Annotated in this window: 19 protein-coding genes; 7 read left to right on the top strand and 12 right to left on the bottom strand. The window is 61.9% G+C overall.

The features are described from left to right. Positions 1–24: 24 nt before the first annotated feature. On the bottom strand, positions 25–456 hold the full coding sequence (locus tag X751_RS150040) for a CBS domain-containing protein (RefSeq protein ID WP_023667498.1): 432 nt from the start codon (positions 454–456) through the stop codon (positions 25–27). Between the two features lie 138 nt (positions 457–594). Beyond that, entirely contained in the window at positions 595–1,362 is a 768-nt protein-coding gene (locus X751_RS150045; protein WP_023706620.1) for a rhomboid family intramembrane serine protease, read from the bottom strand. A 403-nt stretch (positions 1,363–1,765) separates the two neighbouring features. Here X751_RS150045 and X751_RS150050 point away from each other — a divergent pair, with 403 nt between their 5' ends. The 3 genes from X751_RS150050 to X751_RS150060 all read left to right on the top strand — a co-directional run bounded on the left by X751_RS150050 (position 1,766) and on the right by X751_RS150060 (position 4,039). Further along, positions 1,766–2,401, top strand: a complete 636-nt coding sequence (locus tag X751_RS150050; RefSeq protein WP_023695380.1) for a PAS domain-containing protein — start codon at positions 1,766–1,768, stop codon at positions 2,399–2,401. Positions 2,402–2,525: 124 nt separating this feature from the next. Then, entirely contained in the window at positions 2,526–3,143 is a 618-nt protein-coding gene (locus X751_RS150055; protein WP_023667501.1) for a PilZ domain-containing protein, read from the top strand. A gap of 287 nt (positions 3,144–3,430) precedes the next feature. Then, entirely contained in the window at positions 3,431–4,039 is a 609-nt protein-coding gene (locus X751_RS150060) for a transglutaminase-like cysteine peptidase (protein ID WP_023710582.1), read from the top strand. Positions 4,040–4,282: 243 nt separating this feature from the next. On the opposite strand, the gene X751_RS150065 is transcribed toward X751_RS150060, so the two are convergent. Together X751_RS150065 and X751_RS150070 are read right to left on the bottom strand one after the other, a co-directional pair. After that, complete coding sequence (locus X751_RS150065; protein ID WP_023710583.1) at positions 4,283–4,810, bottom strand: gamma carbonic anhydrase family protein; 528 nt, start codon at positions 4,808–4,810, stop codon at positions 4,283–4,285. Positions 4,811–4,894: 84 nt separating this feature from the next. Beyond that, positions 4,895–5,263: a hypothetical protein gene (locus tag X751_RS150070; RefSeq protein WP_023710584.1), complete on the bottom strand. Its 369-nt coding sequence runs from the start codon at positions 5,261–5,263 to the stop codon at positions 4,895–4,897. A 110-nt stretch (positions 5,264–5,373) separates the two neighbouring features. On the opposite strand from X751_RS150070, the gene X751_RS150075 reads away from it, so the two are divergent. Continuing rightward, positions 5,374–6,099: a hypothetical protein gene (locus X751_RS150075; protein WP_023710585.1), complete on the top strand. Its 726-nt coding sequence runs from the start codon at positions 5,374–5,376 to the stop codon at positions 6,097–6,099. A 255-nt stretch (positions 6,100–6,354) separates the two neighbouring features. Here X751_RS150075 and X751_RS150080 read toward each other — a convergent pair whose 3' ends face one another. Further along, on the bottom strand, positions 6,355–6,558 hold the full coding sequence (locus X751_RS150080; protein ID WP_006200852.1) for a DUF3126 family protein: 204 nt from the start codon (positions 6,556–6,558) through the stop codon (positions 6,355–6,357). 255 nt (positions 6,559–6,813) lie between these two features. Next, on the bottom strand, positions 6,814–7,662 hold the full coding sequence (gene cysE / locus X751_RS150085) for a serine O-acetyltransferase (RefSeq protein WP_023691209.1): 849 nt from the start codon (positions 7,660–7,662) through the stop codon (positions 6,814–6,816). Between the two features lie 133 nt (positions 7,663–7,795). Here cysE and X751_RS150090 point away from each other — a divergent pair, with 133 nt between their 5' ends. Next, positions 7,796–8,410, top strand: a complete 615-nt coding sequence (locus tag X751_RS150090) for a hypothetical protein (protein WP_023681513.1) — start codon at positions 7,796–7,798, stop codon at positions 8,408–8,410. Here the strand turns inward: X751_RS150090 and X751_RS150095 are convergent. The 5 genes from X751_RS150095 to X751_RS0133370 all read right to left on the bottom strand — a co-directional run bounded on the left by X751_RS150095 (position 8,407) and on the right by X751_RS0133370 (position 11,829). Next, positions 8,407–8,907: a GNAT family N-acetyltransferase gene (locus X751_RS150095; protein ID WP_023691208.1), complete on the bottom strand. Its 501-nt coding sequence runs from the start codon at positions 8,905–8,907 to the stop codon at positions 8,407–8,409. The two genes, X751_RS150090 and X751_RS150095, sit on opposite strands and share 4 nt — an antisense overlap. 39 nt (positions 8,908–8,946) lie before the next feature. Beyond that, the gene (locus X751_RS150100; RefSeq protein WP_023744842.1) at positions 8,947–9,261 is read right to left on the bottom strand and encodes a hypothetical protein; all 315 of its coding nucleotides are present in this window, start codon (positions 9,259–9,261) and stop codon (positions 8,947–8,949) included. A gap of 507 nt (positions 9,262–9,768) precedes the next feature. Next, positions 9,769–10,536, bottom strand: coding sequence for an alpha/beta hydrolase (locus X751_RS150110; RefSeq protein ID WP_023681517.1), 768 nt, complete (start codon positions 10,534–10,536; stop codon positions 9,769–9,771). Between the two features lie 10 nt (positions 10,537–10,546). Continuing rightward, entirely contained in the window at positions 10,547–11,119 is a 573-nt protein-coding gene (locus tag X751_RS150115) for a DUF192 domain-containing protein (protein WP_023681518.1), read from the bottom strand. A 113-nt stretch (positions 11,120–11,232) separates the two neighbouring features. Then, a complete protein-coding gene (locus tag X751_RS0133370) occupies positions 11,233–11,829 on the bottom strand; it encodes a cold-shock protein (RefSeq protein ID WP_027050415.1) in 597 nt (198 codons plus the stop codon). Between the two features lie 359 nt (positions 11,830–12,188). Between X751_RS0133370 and X751_RS150120 the strand changes: the two genes are divergently transcribed. Continuing rightward, positions 12,189–12,629, top strand: a complete 441-nt coding sequence (locus X751_RS150120; protein ID WP_023681520.1) for a VOC family protein — start codon at positions 12,189–12,191, stop codon at positions 12,627–12,629. 133 nt (positions 12,630–12,762) lie between these two features. Then, the gene (locus X751_RS150125; RefSeq protein WP_023744840.1) at positions 12,763–13,056 is read left to right on the top strand and encodes a DUF2218 domain-containing protein; all 294 of its coding nucleotides are present in this window, start codon (positions 12,763–12,765) and stop codon (positions 13,054–13,056) included. A 105-nt stretch (positions 13,057–13,161) separates the two neighbouring features. Here the strand turns inward: X751_RS150125 and X751_RS150130 are convergent, their stop codons facing one another. Continuing rightward, positions 13,162–13,866 carry an outer membrane protein gene (locus tag X751_RS150130; protein WP_023691203.1) on the bottom strand — a complete coding sequence of 235 codons (705 nt, stop codon included), beginning with the start codon at positions 13,864–13,866 and terminating at the stop codon, positions 13,162–13,164. Positions 13,867–13,891 lie beyond the last annotated feature (25 nt).

The following is a 13,891-nucleotide window of genomic DNA, read 5'->3' as shown; positions in this document are numbered from 1 at the left end:
TCGGACGGCGGTTTCTTCGTCAGGTCAGGCCGTTGCGATATAGGCCCTGATTTCGTCGGCCTCGCGCTCGACATCCTCGATGCGGCGCTTGACCACGTCGCCGATCGACACGATCCCGTCGAGCAGCCCATCCTTTTCCACCGGCAGATGGCGGAAACGGCCTTTGGTCATGATCTCCATCACCTCGTTGACCGTGTGGTTCTCGTTGCAGATCTTCACTTTCGGCGTCATCGCCGAGCGTACCGTTATATCAAGTGCGGCAGCGCCTTCCCTGGCAACGACCCGCACGATGTCACGCTCGGAAAGGATGCCGACGATCTTGCGATCGCCGTTGGTGATGACCAGTGCACCGATCTTGTGGTCGGCCAGGATTCGAATGGCTTCGCTGAGCTTTACATTCGGCCCGAGCGTGAACACGTCATGGCCTTTTCTCTCGAGAATTGCCTTAACCGTCATGGCGTCCTCCTCCTCCTGCTTGGCTAGCCAGCTCCCGCCCTGACCGGCTTCACATAAGAGTGAACATCGTGCGCCGTGATCGGTTGCTTTTCAAGTGTGCCAGTGGGGTGTGCCAGTGGGGTGCGCCAATAGAGTGCGCTAGTGGGGGGTGCGCTGGTCGTCGGGGATCTCCCATTCAGGCGCCCGCCAGCGCCGGTCGAACCAGCGCAATCCGAAGAAGCCTGCGACGAGGCCGCCAATGTGCGCTTCCCAGGCGATCTGGCCGGGTTCTCCGAGCCCGAGACCGTAAAGGCCGGTGGCGAGATTGATGACCATCCAGGCGCCGAGAAAATTGACGACGCCGCGCATGCGCAAAACGACTGCGATCGGCAGCACGGGACCGGCAAAGGCCGCCCTGCCGGAGGAGCGGTCGGTACGGAATCCGAAGCGAGCCGCCGCACCCATCATGCCCGATATCGCCCCGGAAGCGCCGACCAGCGGTGCTTCGCCGTATGGATGGACCGCCCAGAACAGCACCACCGCGGCCAGCCCGGTGGCGGCGAAAAACAAGGCGAACCAGAACCAGCCGAGACGGTTGGCCAGCGGCGACCCGAAGGCGGCCAGCGCAACCATGTTGATGGCAATGTGGGCAACGCCACCATGCATGAAGGCATAGGTGAAAGGACGGGTGAAAAGGAACCAGTCGAAACCGTATTGGCCGGTGTAGAGGACCGGAATGAAGGCGCCGTCGGTGAGCAATGTTATCTGCTGCTCTTCGGTCAGCACATATTGCTGCAGCAGGAAGACGGCAACGCAGATGCCGATCACCGCCAGCACCGCCGGTGGCAGGTTGAACACCGGCTCGCGGCGCGGCGGCGGCGCCTCCGCGGTCTGTTCGGTCTCCAAGGGGCCGGCCGGTTCGCTCATATGCTCTGATCCAGGGATTTGCGTGTCGTCGCGAGCATCTAGGCCATGCCCGGACAAATCACAAACTACGAATCACAACCGCGAATCACCAGGGGCGCGAATCAAAAAGAAGCCGTCCAAGGTTTCCCTTGAACGGCTGGTCGAGCCCCTGCTCCCCTAAAACTATTGACCGAAGTGCTGTTGGTCGTCGCGAAACGACCGCTTCTGGAGTGGTTTTGGTGTGCCATGGCGAGCCTGTGCGCGCAACGTAAACCACTTGTTAACCTTAACGTCCCCGACCCGTGAACAAGTCTTAACGACGCTGGCACGCATCCTGCTCCGGAACGCATGTAGGTCATCGGAGGGCGCCCTTTCTGTTCACCGATGGGACCATCAGACGGCAGAATGCGCGGAGTTTCATAGCATGAACCAGAACGGATCAATCGCGCTGTTCCATTATTGGAATCGCCTGCGTGGTGGACGTCCTGCCCCAAAGCGTTCGGAGGTCGAACCGGCCGACATCAAGGCGCTTTTGGCCGACACCTTCATCCTGGAAAGGGATACGCGCGGCGAAGCGGTGTTCCGGCTTGCCGGCACCAGGCTTTGCGCCGGCTACGGCCGCGAGCTCAAGGGGTTTTCGTTCCCCTCGCTATGGCGTGAGAAGGACCAGCGGCTGGTGTCGCGCCTCATTCACGGCGTTTTCGAGCAGAAATCCGTGGTGTCGATCACTTATGAGGGATTCAGCCGCAACGGCCGTTCCAACCACTTCGAACTGCTTGCGCTGCCGCTCGATGGCGGCGTCGAGAACCCGCGCTGCCTCGGCGTCATCAGCGCCGTGGAAAAGCCGTTCTGGCTGGGCGCCGACCCGATCACCGACGCGCTGATCGATGCCATCCGCGTCATCGATCCCGACAAGGACCCGATGTTCCTGAAAAACCGGCCGGAAATATCCGTTCCGTCGTTGGCTCCCGAACTCGAAGCGCCGGAGACCATCTCGGCGCTCGGTCGGTCGCGCCGTATCCGCCACCTCGTCGTGTTCGACGGCGGGCGCGAGCAATAGTCTCCAAGCCGGCGCTAATCTTAACTATCGGGGGCCCACTTTACCCCTTTGTTAACCTGCTTGGCTGTAGTTTTTGCCGAGATTCCACGCACGACGCGGGAATGCCAACGGGGTGTAGGCAGTCATGAGGTCAGCGGCGGTCGAATACGCACCGTCCCGCGCCGAAAGGCGTAATTTTCAGCGCGTCCGGGTCAAGATCTACGGGCGCTTCATGCTGGAGGACCGCACCGAGCACCCCTGCCAGGTCGTCGATATGTCGCCGGGCAATGTCGCGTTGCGCACCGAGCGCGTCGGCATGCCGGGCGAAAAAATCATTGCCTATATCGATCATATCGGCCGCATCGAGGGCGTGGTGACGCGCACCTCGCAGGACGGCTTCGCCATGACCGTCATTGCTTCGGATCGCAAGAAGGACAAGCTTGCCGCGCAGTTGACCTGGCTCGCCAACAAGCATGAACTCGACCTGCCGGAAGACCGCCGCCACGAACGCGTGGCGCCGCGCAATCCGACAAGCGTGCTGCAGCTCACCGACGGGCGCCAGTATCAGTGCCGCATCATCGACCTGTCGCTGTCGGGCGCGGCGGTCGAGATCGACGTCAAGCCGGCGCTCGGCATCCAGGTGATGCTGGGCACCATGCGTGGCCAGGTGGTGCGTCATTTCGAGGATGGCGTCGCCATCGAATTCGCCGTCATCCAGCGCCCGGAAACGCTCGATTCCGAGTTCAACGCTCCGCGCGCCTGAACGATCGGCAACAGGCAGCAAAGACGAACCCGCCCTGCGCGGCCGGTTTTTGTTGCCGGCGTTCCGCCTGCCTCTGCAGCTTGTAGCGGCACTCGCAAATCCACGGCTCCACCCGGAATCCGCGCCTCCGACACCGCGGTTTTACGCCGAGACCCTGAACGATTTTATATTAAAATAGATCAAATTTTACGCTTATTCTATTGGGGTTTTACTCAATGTCTACTTCGGGTTTTTGCGTCAAATAAATCCAACGCTGTCATTGTCTCCTCAAACGGGGAGACTGACGAATGGCAAAGACGTGGGGCAAGCTGTTGCTCTTGGCAATGGCGATGCAGCTTCCCGCTTGGGGAACGGCGCAAGCAGCAGGACCGGCCTACATGCACACTGGCGGCCGCACGACACAGCCGGTCGGTCACTACGAATTCTGCCAGAAGCTGCCGCAGGAATGCGCTCAGCGCACGCCGAAGCAGACACCGGTCGAACTGACCCGCAAGCTGTGGGCGGCGATCGTCGACGTCAACAATTCTGTCAACACCCGGATCGTGCCGCGCACCGACATGGAAATGTGGGGCAAGGAAGAGGTCTGGTCCTATCCCGACAGCGGCTTCGGCGACTGCGAGGATTATGCGCTGGAGAAGCGCCGCGAATTGATGGCGCTTGGCGTTCCCGCCGGCAATCTCTTGATGACCGTGGCGCGCCAACAAAATGGCGACGGCCATGCGGTGCTGACCGTGCGCACCAGCCTCGGCGAGTTCATCCTCGATAATCTGGAGTCCAAGGTGCTGTCCTGGACCGACACCGACTACACCTACCTGAAGCGCCAGTCCGACCAGAATTCCGGCGTGTGGGTGACGATCAACGACGGCCGCGCCGACGCGGTCGCCAGCGTCCGCTAGGACGCCATTACAGAGGTCAAGCACATCGAATAATGCGACGTGCCTAACGAGAAAGCCCGGTCGAGTCCCCACCCTCCCCGTCCCCAACGACCGGGTTTTAAGGAGCCGGCCCCGTCCCCGGGCCGGCTCCACCATTTCAGACCATGATCCCGAACCGAAGGACCGCGTCAGCGAAAGCGAGAAACGATTTTTGCTGCGCTGACCCGCCGTTCGGGAAAGATCATCGTCAAACAGGAATAGAGTTCAGGCCTTCTTCAGCCCGGCCTTGAAGCGCTTGCCGTTGGCGACATAGTGCGCGGCCGAGGCGCGCAGCCTGGCGACCGCGGCATCGTCCAGCGTCCTGATCACCCGCGCGGGCGAGCCGACGATCAGGCAATTGTCGGGGAACTCCTTGCCTTCGGTGACCAGTGCGCCGGCGCCGACCAGGCAATTCCTGCCGATCCTGGCGCCGTTGAGCACGATGGTGCCCATGCCGATCAGGCTGTTGTCGCCGATCGTGCAGCCATGCAGCAAGGCGCGGTGGCCGATGGTGCAGCCTTGCCCTATCGTCAGCGGAAAGCCGGGATCGGTGTGCATCACCGTATGCTCCTGGACATTGCTGTCGGCACCGACGACGATCGGCTCATTGTCACCGCGGATGACTGCGCCAAACCAGAAGCCGGCATTGCGACCGACGCTGATGTCGCCGATCAAGGTCGCATCGGGCGCGATCCAGTTGCTGTCGGCATCCTCGAAACGGGGCGATTTTCCGTCGATTGCATAGGTCGGCATTTCCAGTCTCCGATTCGTCGCAGGCCGGGACAAACCCTAGAACAATCCTGGGAAAACCGCGTAGCGGTTTCCCCAGCAATTGCCTCAAGGCAAATACCGCGCCAGCGATTCCACCAAAAGCTGAAGCGCACCAGGAGAGCCAATGCCCCAGGAGGCAATGGCGATCAGCACGATGCCCAGCGCCAGCGCCCAGGCGATCACCGTGCAGCCGCAGGACACCAGCATCAGCATCGAAATGCGGCCTTCGCGCCGCGCATCGAGCGCATCGTTGGCGAGCATGAACGGACCGGCGCAAGCGGTCGCGGCCAGCGAGCGCAGGATGTACGCCGGCGACACATAAGGCTCGGCAAAGGCAAGCCGGCGGCCCGCCGCCAGTTCCATCACGGACCCGGTAAGCCCGCAGGCAGTGAGGCCGACTGCAGAAGCGAAGAGAACGGGCAGCAGCAGGCTCATCTTTACCTTCCGTTTACCATGAGATCGCACAGTCGCGTCCAGCGCAGCAAGAGCCGTGCCACGGCATGTGTGCCGCCCAGGGACAGACGGCGGCGACTATGGGGATTGCGATGAAGCAGGCAGCGACCGCCGAAGAGTTCAACGTCGTCGATTCCGTGCTGATGAAGCGGGTGTTCTATGCCTTTGCCGCACTGGCGCTGCTGTCGCTGGCGATCAGCCTTGGCGGAAAATGGTTCGGCCGCTCGATCGCCATGGCCGGCTACACCGACGACTCCACGGTCCACCGGGTGGTGATCGGCAACAATGTCATTGCCGTGCCGGCCAACGCCATCCGCTTCCTACAGGCGCGGCGCGACGGCATCGCTTCGCGCCTCGACCTCTATCTGCGCTATCCCCAGATGGACGGTTACAGCGAAGCCGCACGCGACGATTTCAACCACACGGGCACGGCCAAAAACATCATCTTCCTGTCGTTCGAACCGCAGATGATGTCGCGCGACATGAGCGGCCGTTTCGCGCCGATCTACAGCGCGCTCATCAGCCAGCCCGGCGCGCCCGGCCCCGGCGGCACGACGATTTACGGTTTTACGGAAAAATCAGGCTATCTCAACGAGGTGCTCGCGGTCGCCGGCCGGCCCGGCAAGGACCCGTTCGTCGCCCGCTGCCTGAGCGGACCGAGCGCCGAGGAATCGCTGGCGCCCTGCGAGCGGGACATCCAGGTCGGCGACAGCCTCAGCCTGACCTACCGCTTTCCCCGGGAGTTGCTGGGCAACTGGCCGGCGCTTGACGCCGCTATCGTTGCCGAGGCCACGCGCGTCTTAAAGACCGCACGGTAGCGGCCCTCTGCTTTTGTCATACACGGGCGCGAAGCCGCGCGGACCCGAGGATCCGTTCCATGCCCTTAAGGCAGCGAAGCGGTGCAGAATTACTGTTGGGAAGCAGCAGAGGCAGTTCTGGACCGCCACATTCCTGAGCCGAGGCCCGGAATGTATCCCAGGGTCTCAGCGACGCCGCTCTGCGGCTGCTTCTCCCCGGGATGACGATGGCGCAGCTGGCTGCCGCCAATCGCCGAAGTCCGTAGCCGTCTGGGCTCAGGCCAGATCGATGTCGAGGATCGCCATCGAGAAATTATAGTCGCCGTCGTCCTCGTCCTTGAAGACGATGCCGAGGAACTCGTCGCCGACATAGACCTCGGCCGAATCTTCCTTGCGCGGCCGCGCCTTCACCTCGAGTTTGGGATTCTGGAAGACGCGCTTGAAATAGGCGTCCAGCTTTCTGATTTCGTCCGGCTTCAAAAGTCTTCTCCGATCGTCGGGCTTGCTCGTTGGAACGCGCTTCTGGCACGTCGACAATGGCGATGTAAAGGCAAGCCGGCTGGATAGAACGCGAACCCTGGGGCCGGATGATTTCAGGTCGAATCCAAATCCGCCTCTAAATCAAGGAGGTAGAGCATGATGTCGTCCGAAAACCGCCTCACACGTTTCGGCATCATGCTCCAGGGGCAACGGCGCCGGCAACCGGACTCAGTCCGGCACGCCGGGTGTTGCAAATCAGATGTCGAAGCTGACGACCTGATCCATCGACTGCGACGGCAAAAGCTGGTCCATCTGCCGCGAAGGCTGGTCGCAACCGGTCTCGCCGACGACGCGGGCCGGTACGCCGGCAACCGTCTTGTTGTGCGGCACCGGCGACAGCACGACCGAGCCTGCCGCGATCTTCGAGCAATGGCCGATCTCGATATTGCCGAGAATCTTGGCGCCGGCGCCGATCAGCACGCCGTAACGGATCTTGGGGTGACGGTCGCCGCCGGCTTTGCCGGTGCCGCCCAGCGTCACGCCATGCAGGATCGACACATCGTCCTCGATCACCGCCGTCTCGCCCACGACGAGGCCGGTGGCGTGGTCGATGAAGATGCCCTTGCCGATGCGGGCGGCCGGGTTGATGTCGGTCTGGAACACCGAGGACGAGCGGCTCTGCAGATAGAGCGCGAAATCCTTGCGGCCCTGATTCCACAGCCAATGTGCCAGCCTGTGCGTCTGGATGGCATGGAAACCCTTGAAATAGAGCACCGGCATGATGAAGCGGTCGCAGGCCGGATCGCGGTCGTAATAGGCCTGGATGTCGACACGCACGATCGACGACCATTCCTTGTCGTCGGCCAGCATCGACTTGAACGTCTGGCGGATGAGGTCGGAGCCGATGTCCTGATGCGCGAGCCGCTCGGCGAGCCGATGGATGACAGCTTCCTCCAGGCTCTCCTGGTTGAGGATGGTCGAATAGAGGAACGCCGCCAGAAGCGGGTCGCGGTTGACCGCTTCCATCGCCTCGTCGCGGACCGAACGCCAGATCGGATCGATCGGCTGGACCATTGTGGGGCGGGAAATGCTGATGCTGTTCATCGACGTCTTGTCCTGCGTCCTGGCCGCTTGCCTATTCTCCGGCGGCACATATAAGCCAGATCATAGCACGATTGAACTCAATTTTCCTTAGTGCTCGGTGAAATGGATTTGGTTCACGGAAATTCAAGCCGCCATGGAAAACGAACCCTTGATCGACGCTCCGCTGAAACGCGCGCTCTCCGCGCTCTATCAAGCTCCGGATCGCCACTATCACAACCTCGCCCATATAGAGGCGTTGCTGGCGCTGGCGGACGAATATCGAGCATCGCTGCATGATTCCGGCGCCGTCGAAGCCGCAATCTGGTTCCATGACGCCATCTATGACAGCCGCGCCAAGGACAACGAGGCCAGGAGTGCGGCACTTGCGCAGGACAAACTTGCCGCCCGCACCGATCCGGAGCGCCTCGGCCGCATAGCGGCGATGATCGTCGCCACCGCCACGCATGAACTGCCCAGCCTTCAACCACGGTGCCTTGCCGATGAGAACGCCCTCCGCGACGCAGCGCTTTTCCTCGACATGGACCTGGCGATCCTGGGTGCGTCAGCCGACGCTTTCGACGCCTATGAACAAGCGGTCCGCCGCGAATATGGCTGGGTCGAGGAGCCGATGTGGCGCGCCGGTCGCGGCGCGATTCTCAAGACTTTCCTCGCGCGCCAGCATATTTTTCACACGCAGGAATTCCGCCAGAGGTTCGAGCCCCAGGCCAGGCAAAACCTGGCGCGGTCTCTAGAAACGCTCAAATCCTAATCCGGAAATGTCTCCATGCGCTGCGCATAGGCTTTGAACCCGGCGCGCCTGTAGACCGATTGCGCAGCCGGATGGTCGTATGTGTCGGTATGAAGCCAGACCCCTTGCGGCGCGTGCGACCAGATGGCGCGAAGCGCCTGGTCGAGCAGGAACGGCCCAAGCCTGCGACCCTGGAAGACGGGGACCAGCCCGAAATGAACCAGCTCGACCTCAGGCTGGCCGACGCCGTTGAATTCGCACAGACCAGCCGCTTCGCCCTCGACGCGCAGCACATGGATATATGTCGAGGGCAGCGCCAGCAGGCGCTCGAGCTCTTCCGCCGGCATGCGCAGCCGCTGGTCCCACTGCACCGGCTCGCCGACAGCGCGGTAGAGGCTGAGATAGGCGGCGCGGTCCAGCCTCTCACGCACAACCCTGGCACTTGCCGCCGGGTTGGCGCGCGCAGGCGCCAGATCGGCCTGGCGCATTTCCATATAGGTGACGAAAAGTTCAACCAAAGCGGCACCGCCTCCGGCTGCAAGCCAGACGAAGATCGATCACCTGAAGGCGCCAACGGACTTGGTCGCCGCCCAAACAAAGAACAGGCCGATCACCAACGACAGCCCGTTGAGGAGGATACCCATGATGCCGAGGACATGATTGTCGTTTGAACGTCCCAGTGCCATCAAGCCAAAAACCACGCCGGTGATGTGCGCCAGCGGCGCCGCAACGAGAAACACCACCAGAAAAACCCCGCCGAGGACGTTTTGAGCGGCCAGCGACGCCTCGCCTGGCATCAACGCCAGCGTGACCACCGCCGCAAAATCCATTGCGAACGCCAGCAGGGCCAGGATCACCGAGCGTTTGCCCAAGCTGCTCCGCCCCACCACGCCGGGCATTGCTATCGTGCTTCTTCCCCATCCGGCCATTACTCGTCCCCGATCAGGTGAAAGCGCCTATCGTCGATGCCATTGCCACAAGCAGCAGGAANAGCAGGAAGCCAACCGCCAGGGAGCCGCCGTTGAGCAGGATGCCGACGACCCCAAGCACGCGGCTATCGTTCGAACGCACCAGCGCCATCAGTCCGAAAATCAATCCGGCAATATGCGCCAACGGCCCTGCCAGCAGGAAAACCGCCATGAAGAAACCCGTGGCGATGTTCTGGGCACGCTCGGATGCGTGGGTCGGAAGCGCCACCATTGTGGTCAGCGCCATCACACCGGCACCGAAGGCGAGCAGCGCCAGGATGACGGAACGCTTGCCGAACTTGCTTGTCACGACGGCGCCCGGCAGAGCGTCGGCGCTTCTTCCCCATTGTGCCATTGTTTGCCACCCCTCGCCGGCCGCCCAATCCATATCGCCCGAAAATCGCTTACCGGTTAAAGCGGATTTTCGGCATAAAACTCCAAAACCCGCTGCTTGAAGGTCTTGTCGCCCACAGCCAGCATATGGTCGCGGCCGTCTATGTGAAACACCTTGGCGTTCGGCATCAGCGCGGCGAGCTCGTCGGGCGAGCCGCCGATATCGTCTGTCGTCCCGACCGCAATCAGCGTTGGTTGGGCGATGCGCGTCATGTCGTCTTCGCTGAGCAGTTCGCGCGACGTGGCGATGCAGGCGGCCAGCGCGCGGCGGTCGCTGCGCGTCTGATCGGCAAAGGCGCGAAACGAGCGACCGCGCGGATGGCTGGTGGCGGCCGGATCGTTGGCCAGCAGCGCCTCGGCGATCGGATCCCAGTCGCCGACGCCGTCGACCATGCCGATCCCGAGCCCGCCGAAGACAAGCGTCGCCACCTTGTCGGGATCCGACAGTGCCAGGAACGCCGCGATGCGCGCGCCCATCGAATAGCCCATGACATGCGCGCGGCCGATGCCAAGATGGTCGAGCAGGGCCGCCGCGTCCGAGCCCATCTTGGCCGGGGTGTAGTCGGCCTCGTCATAGCTTTTCGACGACGAGCCGTGGCCGCGATTGTCGAAGGCGATGGCGCGATAGCCGGCATCGTTCAGCGTCTTGAACCAGCCGGGCGATACCCAGTTGACATAGTGGCTGGAGGCAAAGCCGTGGATCATCAGCACCGGATCGCCCGCCCCCGACGCCGGCTGGCGGTCGAGGAAGGCGAAGTCGAACCCGTCATGGGAGAAGAATTGCATCGGGAGCGGCTCAGCCGGCGCCGGGCGTGGGCGCGTTGCCCTTGTCCGATGGCGGCATGCCGGGGCCGGACACCGTGCCGACGGCCGGATGGCGCAGCAGATCGCCATAGTCGATGCCGTTTTTGGCGGCGGTGCCGGCCTTGAGCTCCAGCACGAAGCGCACTGGCACACCCGGCGAGATGACTGCATCGGACAATGGAGTGCCGTGCTTGACGGCCCGGACCTTGCCGTCCTGTCCAACAAAGATCAGGTCGAGCGGCATCGGCGTGTTGTGCATCCAGAAGCCGACCTGCTTCTGCATCTCGAAGACGAACAGCATGCCATGATTGTCGGCCATATCCTGGCGATACATCAGGCCGGCCTCGCGTTCCGAGTCGGTGTCGGCGACTTCGATCGAAAAGGATTTATCGCCCCCTTTCGTCGCCACGACCAAGGGTGTCGGATCGACGGGAAGGATCATCGCCTGACCGCCGGCGATCGTCTGCTGGGATGCGGTCGGCTGCCCGGAATAGAAGTAAGCGCCTGCGGCTACCGCAACGATGACGCAGAGCGCGCCCGCTGTCAGCCAGTTCCTGTACGCCATTGGAAATCCTCGACCAAAGACCATGATCCCTAAAAGTGGTCTCAGGTATTCGGATAAGATCGTGGTGAAACCAAGAAAAACGCCGTCCTGACTTCCTCAGGAAGGCTCGCGTCCTAATGCGCGACCGGCAAGGTGCCCATATCAGGGTGAATCTCGGCAGCCATGAGGCCCTTGTCACCGCGTCCGAAACGCACCAGCACGACCTGTCCGGGCCTGAGCTCGGTGATGCCATAGCGGCGCAGCGTCTCCATATGGACGAAGATATCCTCGGTGCCCTCGCCGCGCGTCAGAAAGCCGAAGCCCTTGGTGCGGTTGAACCACTTAACCAGCGCCCGCTCGAGCCCGCTTTCCGGCGTCACCGCCACATGGGTGCGCTGTTCCTGCATCTCGGCCGGATGGACCGCGGTGGCGGTGTCCATGGACAGCACCCGGAAAGCCTGCAAACCACGGTCGCCATGCTTGACAAGGCACACGACACGCGCGCCCTCCAATGCCGTCTGAAAACCGTCCTTTCGAAGGCAGGTGACATGGAGGAGGATGTCGCCCGAGGAACCGTCATCGGGTAGTATGAAACCGTAGCCCTTGGCCACGTCGAACCATTTGATGGCGCCGGCGATTTCGACAAGGTCGGCGCTATCGCCGCCACTGTCGCGCTTCAGGGCGTCGTCAAGGTTCTCATCCCGCCTCGTGAAAGAGGCCTTATCCCCCATAAGAACGCCCCCTTTTTTTCAAGAAAACCGCAAGTGATTCTTGACATTAGATTAACACCGCCGCTTCCGGGGTGTGCAAGACCTGCCGTGCCTTTTTTCACGGTTGAATACAGGAATAGCTGACTTGTTGTTTGCCGGCGTCGCTGCCGGCTGCAATGGCGATCCGTCAAGGCCGTCAACCGGTCGGCAATTTGCATCGGATTTTGCCGAAATCGGCAACCACTTGTGGTCGGACGCTTTTGTCAGAGCAACCTGATTTTCCAAAAACCGGTGATCACTTTTCCAGTCCGATGCTCGTTGCCCTCCGACGGGGTGGACCTTATGTTGCCTCGCAGCCCAAACATCCCCGAGGAAATCCCATGCGCTACCTCCACACAATGGTCCGTGTCGCCGACGTCGATGTCTCGCTCGATTTCTACTGCAACAAGCTCGGCCTGAAGGAAGTGCGCCGCTACGAAAACGAGCAGGGCCGCTTCACGCTGATCTTCCTCGCCGCCTCCGAGGATGTAGAAAGCGGCATCACTGAGAAGGCGCCGCTGATCGAACTGACCTACAATTGGGATCCGGAGGAGTACAAGGGCGGCCGCAATTTCGGCCATCTCGCCTATGAGGTCGACGACATCTACGCCACCTGCCAGCATCTGATGGACAATGGCGTCGTCATCAACCGGCCGCCGCGCGACGGCAACATGGCCTTCGTCAAGTCGCCGGACGGCATCTCCTTCGAACTGCTGCAGAAGGGCCCGGCCAAACCCAAGGCCGAGCCGTGGGCATCGATGCCGAACACCGGCACCTGGTAGCGATCACGCCATCTTGAGCGAGGCGGCCGCGCCGACAAGCCGGCCGCCTTTGCCATTTCGACCAACGGCACCTATTTACCTGCCTGTCGCGCCAGCCAAGCAAAGCCAGTGCCTCATCCAGGAGAATTCATTTATGCCGACCAGCCGTGCCGATGTCACCACCGCATATGCCAGCCGCTATTTGCAGCAGCTGTGCAAGCACTGGGCGCACAAATTTCCCGTCGTGTTCGATCCAAACCACGGCACCATCGATCTGTCGCTCGGCCGCACGGTTCTCGATGCCGATGCGGCAGCGCTGCATATCACGGTGTCGACGGAGGAAAGCGGATCGCTGGAGCGCATGGAGAGCGTTGTTGCCGATCACATCAAGCGCTTTGCCTTCCGCGAGGAACTGACTTTCGAGTGGAAGCAGGCTCCGGCGACCTGATCTGCTGTCAGCCGCAACGCCGAACGCCGGAAGCTGCCAGCCCCGGGCGACGTTATGGCGTCACTTGGTTGCGACGCCATCTGAACCGTCGGAACGACGGATCGATCAGAACTTGTAGTTCAGGCCGATCTTGATCGTATGGGCGTCGATCTTCACCTTTGCGTCGTTGCCCTCGATATCTGTCAAACGGACCTTACCGAAGTCGAAGTACTGGTATTCCAGCTTCGTGGTCCATTTGTCGGCGAAGGCCCATTCGACACCGCCACCGATCGTATAGCCGAAGCGGCCTCCGCTCTTCGATGCGCTGCTGTCCGGGTCGGGCACCCCGTCAAAATCGAAAGTATCGCCATAACTCAATTTGTAGTGAGTCGCCGCCGCGCCGCCCTTGGCGTAGATCACCAGCCTGTCGGTGGCGTAGCCCAGACGTGCCGTCAGATCGCCATAGACGCCCAGTTTCGCCGATCCGAAATTGTCGGGCTCTTCGACGATAGTCCTGTCGCCATCGAGGCCGAGATAGCCCAGATCGGCTTCGACGCCATAGACGAATGCTCCAGACTGCCAGTTGTAACCGGCCTGAACGCCGCCGAGGAAGCCGTCGGTATCGACGTCATGGGTCTGACCAAGCTCCTCGTCGAAGAAGGAATCCGTCTGGTCGACCGCGTCACCGCGTCCCCAGCCATAGCCGGCGTTGATGCCGACATAGCCACCCGACCAGACAAACCCTGCCGGTACGGTCTCAATCACGTCGGCGGCGAACGTCGCGCCGCAAGCCGAAATCAGGAAAGTGGATGCGAGAAGCAGACGTTTCATGAAACTCCCCAATGCAGTCGGAAAG

This window comes from Mesorhizobium sp. LNJC394B00 (assembly GCF_000502555.1).
In the GTDB taxonomy this organism is placed as follows: Bacteria; Pseudomonadota; Alphaproteobacteria; order Rhizobiales; family Rhizobiaceae; genus Mesorhizobium.
This window is presented reverse-complemented; position numbering and strand designations above follow the sequence as displayed.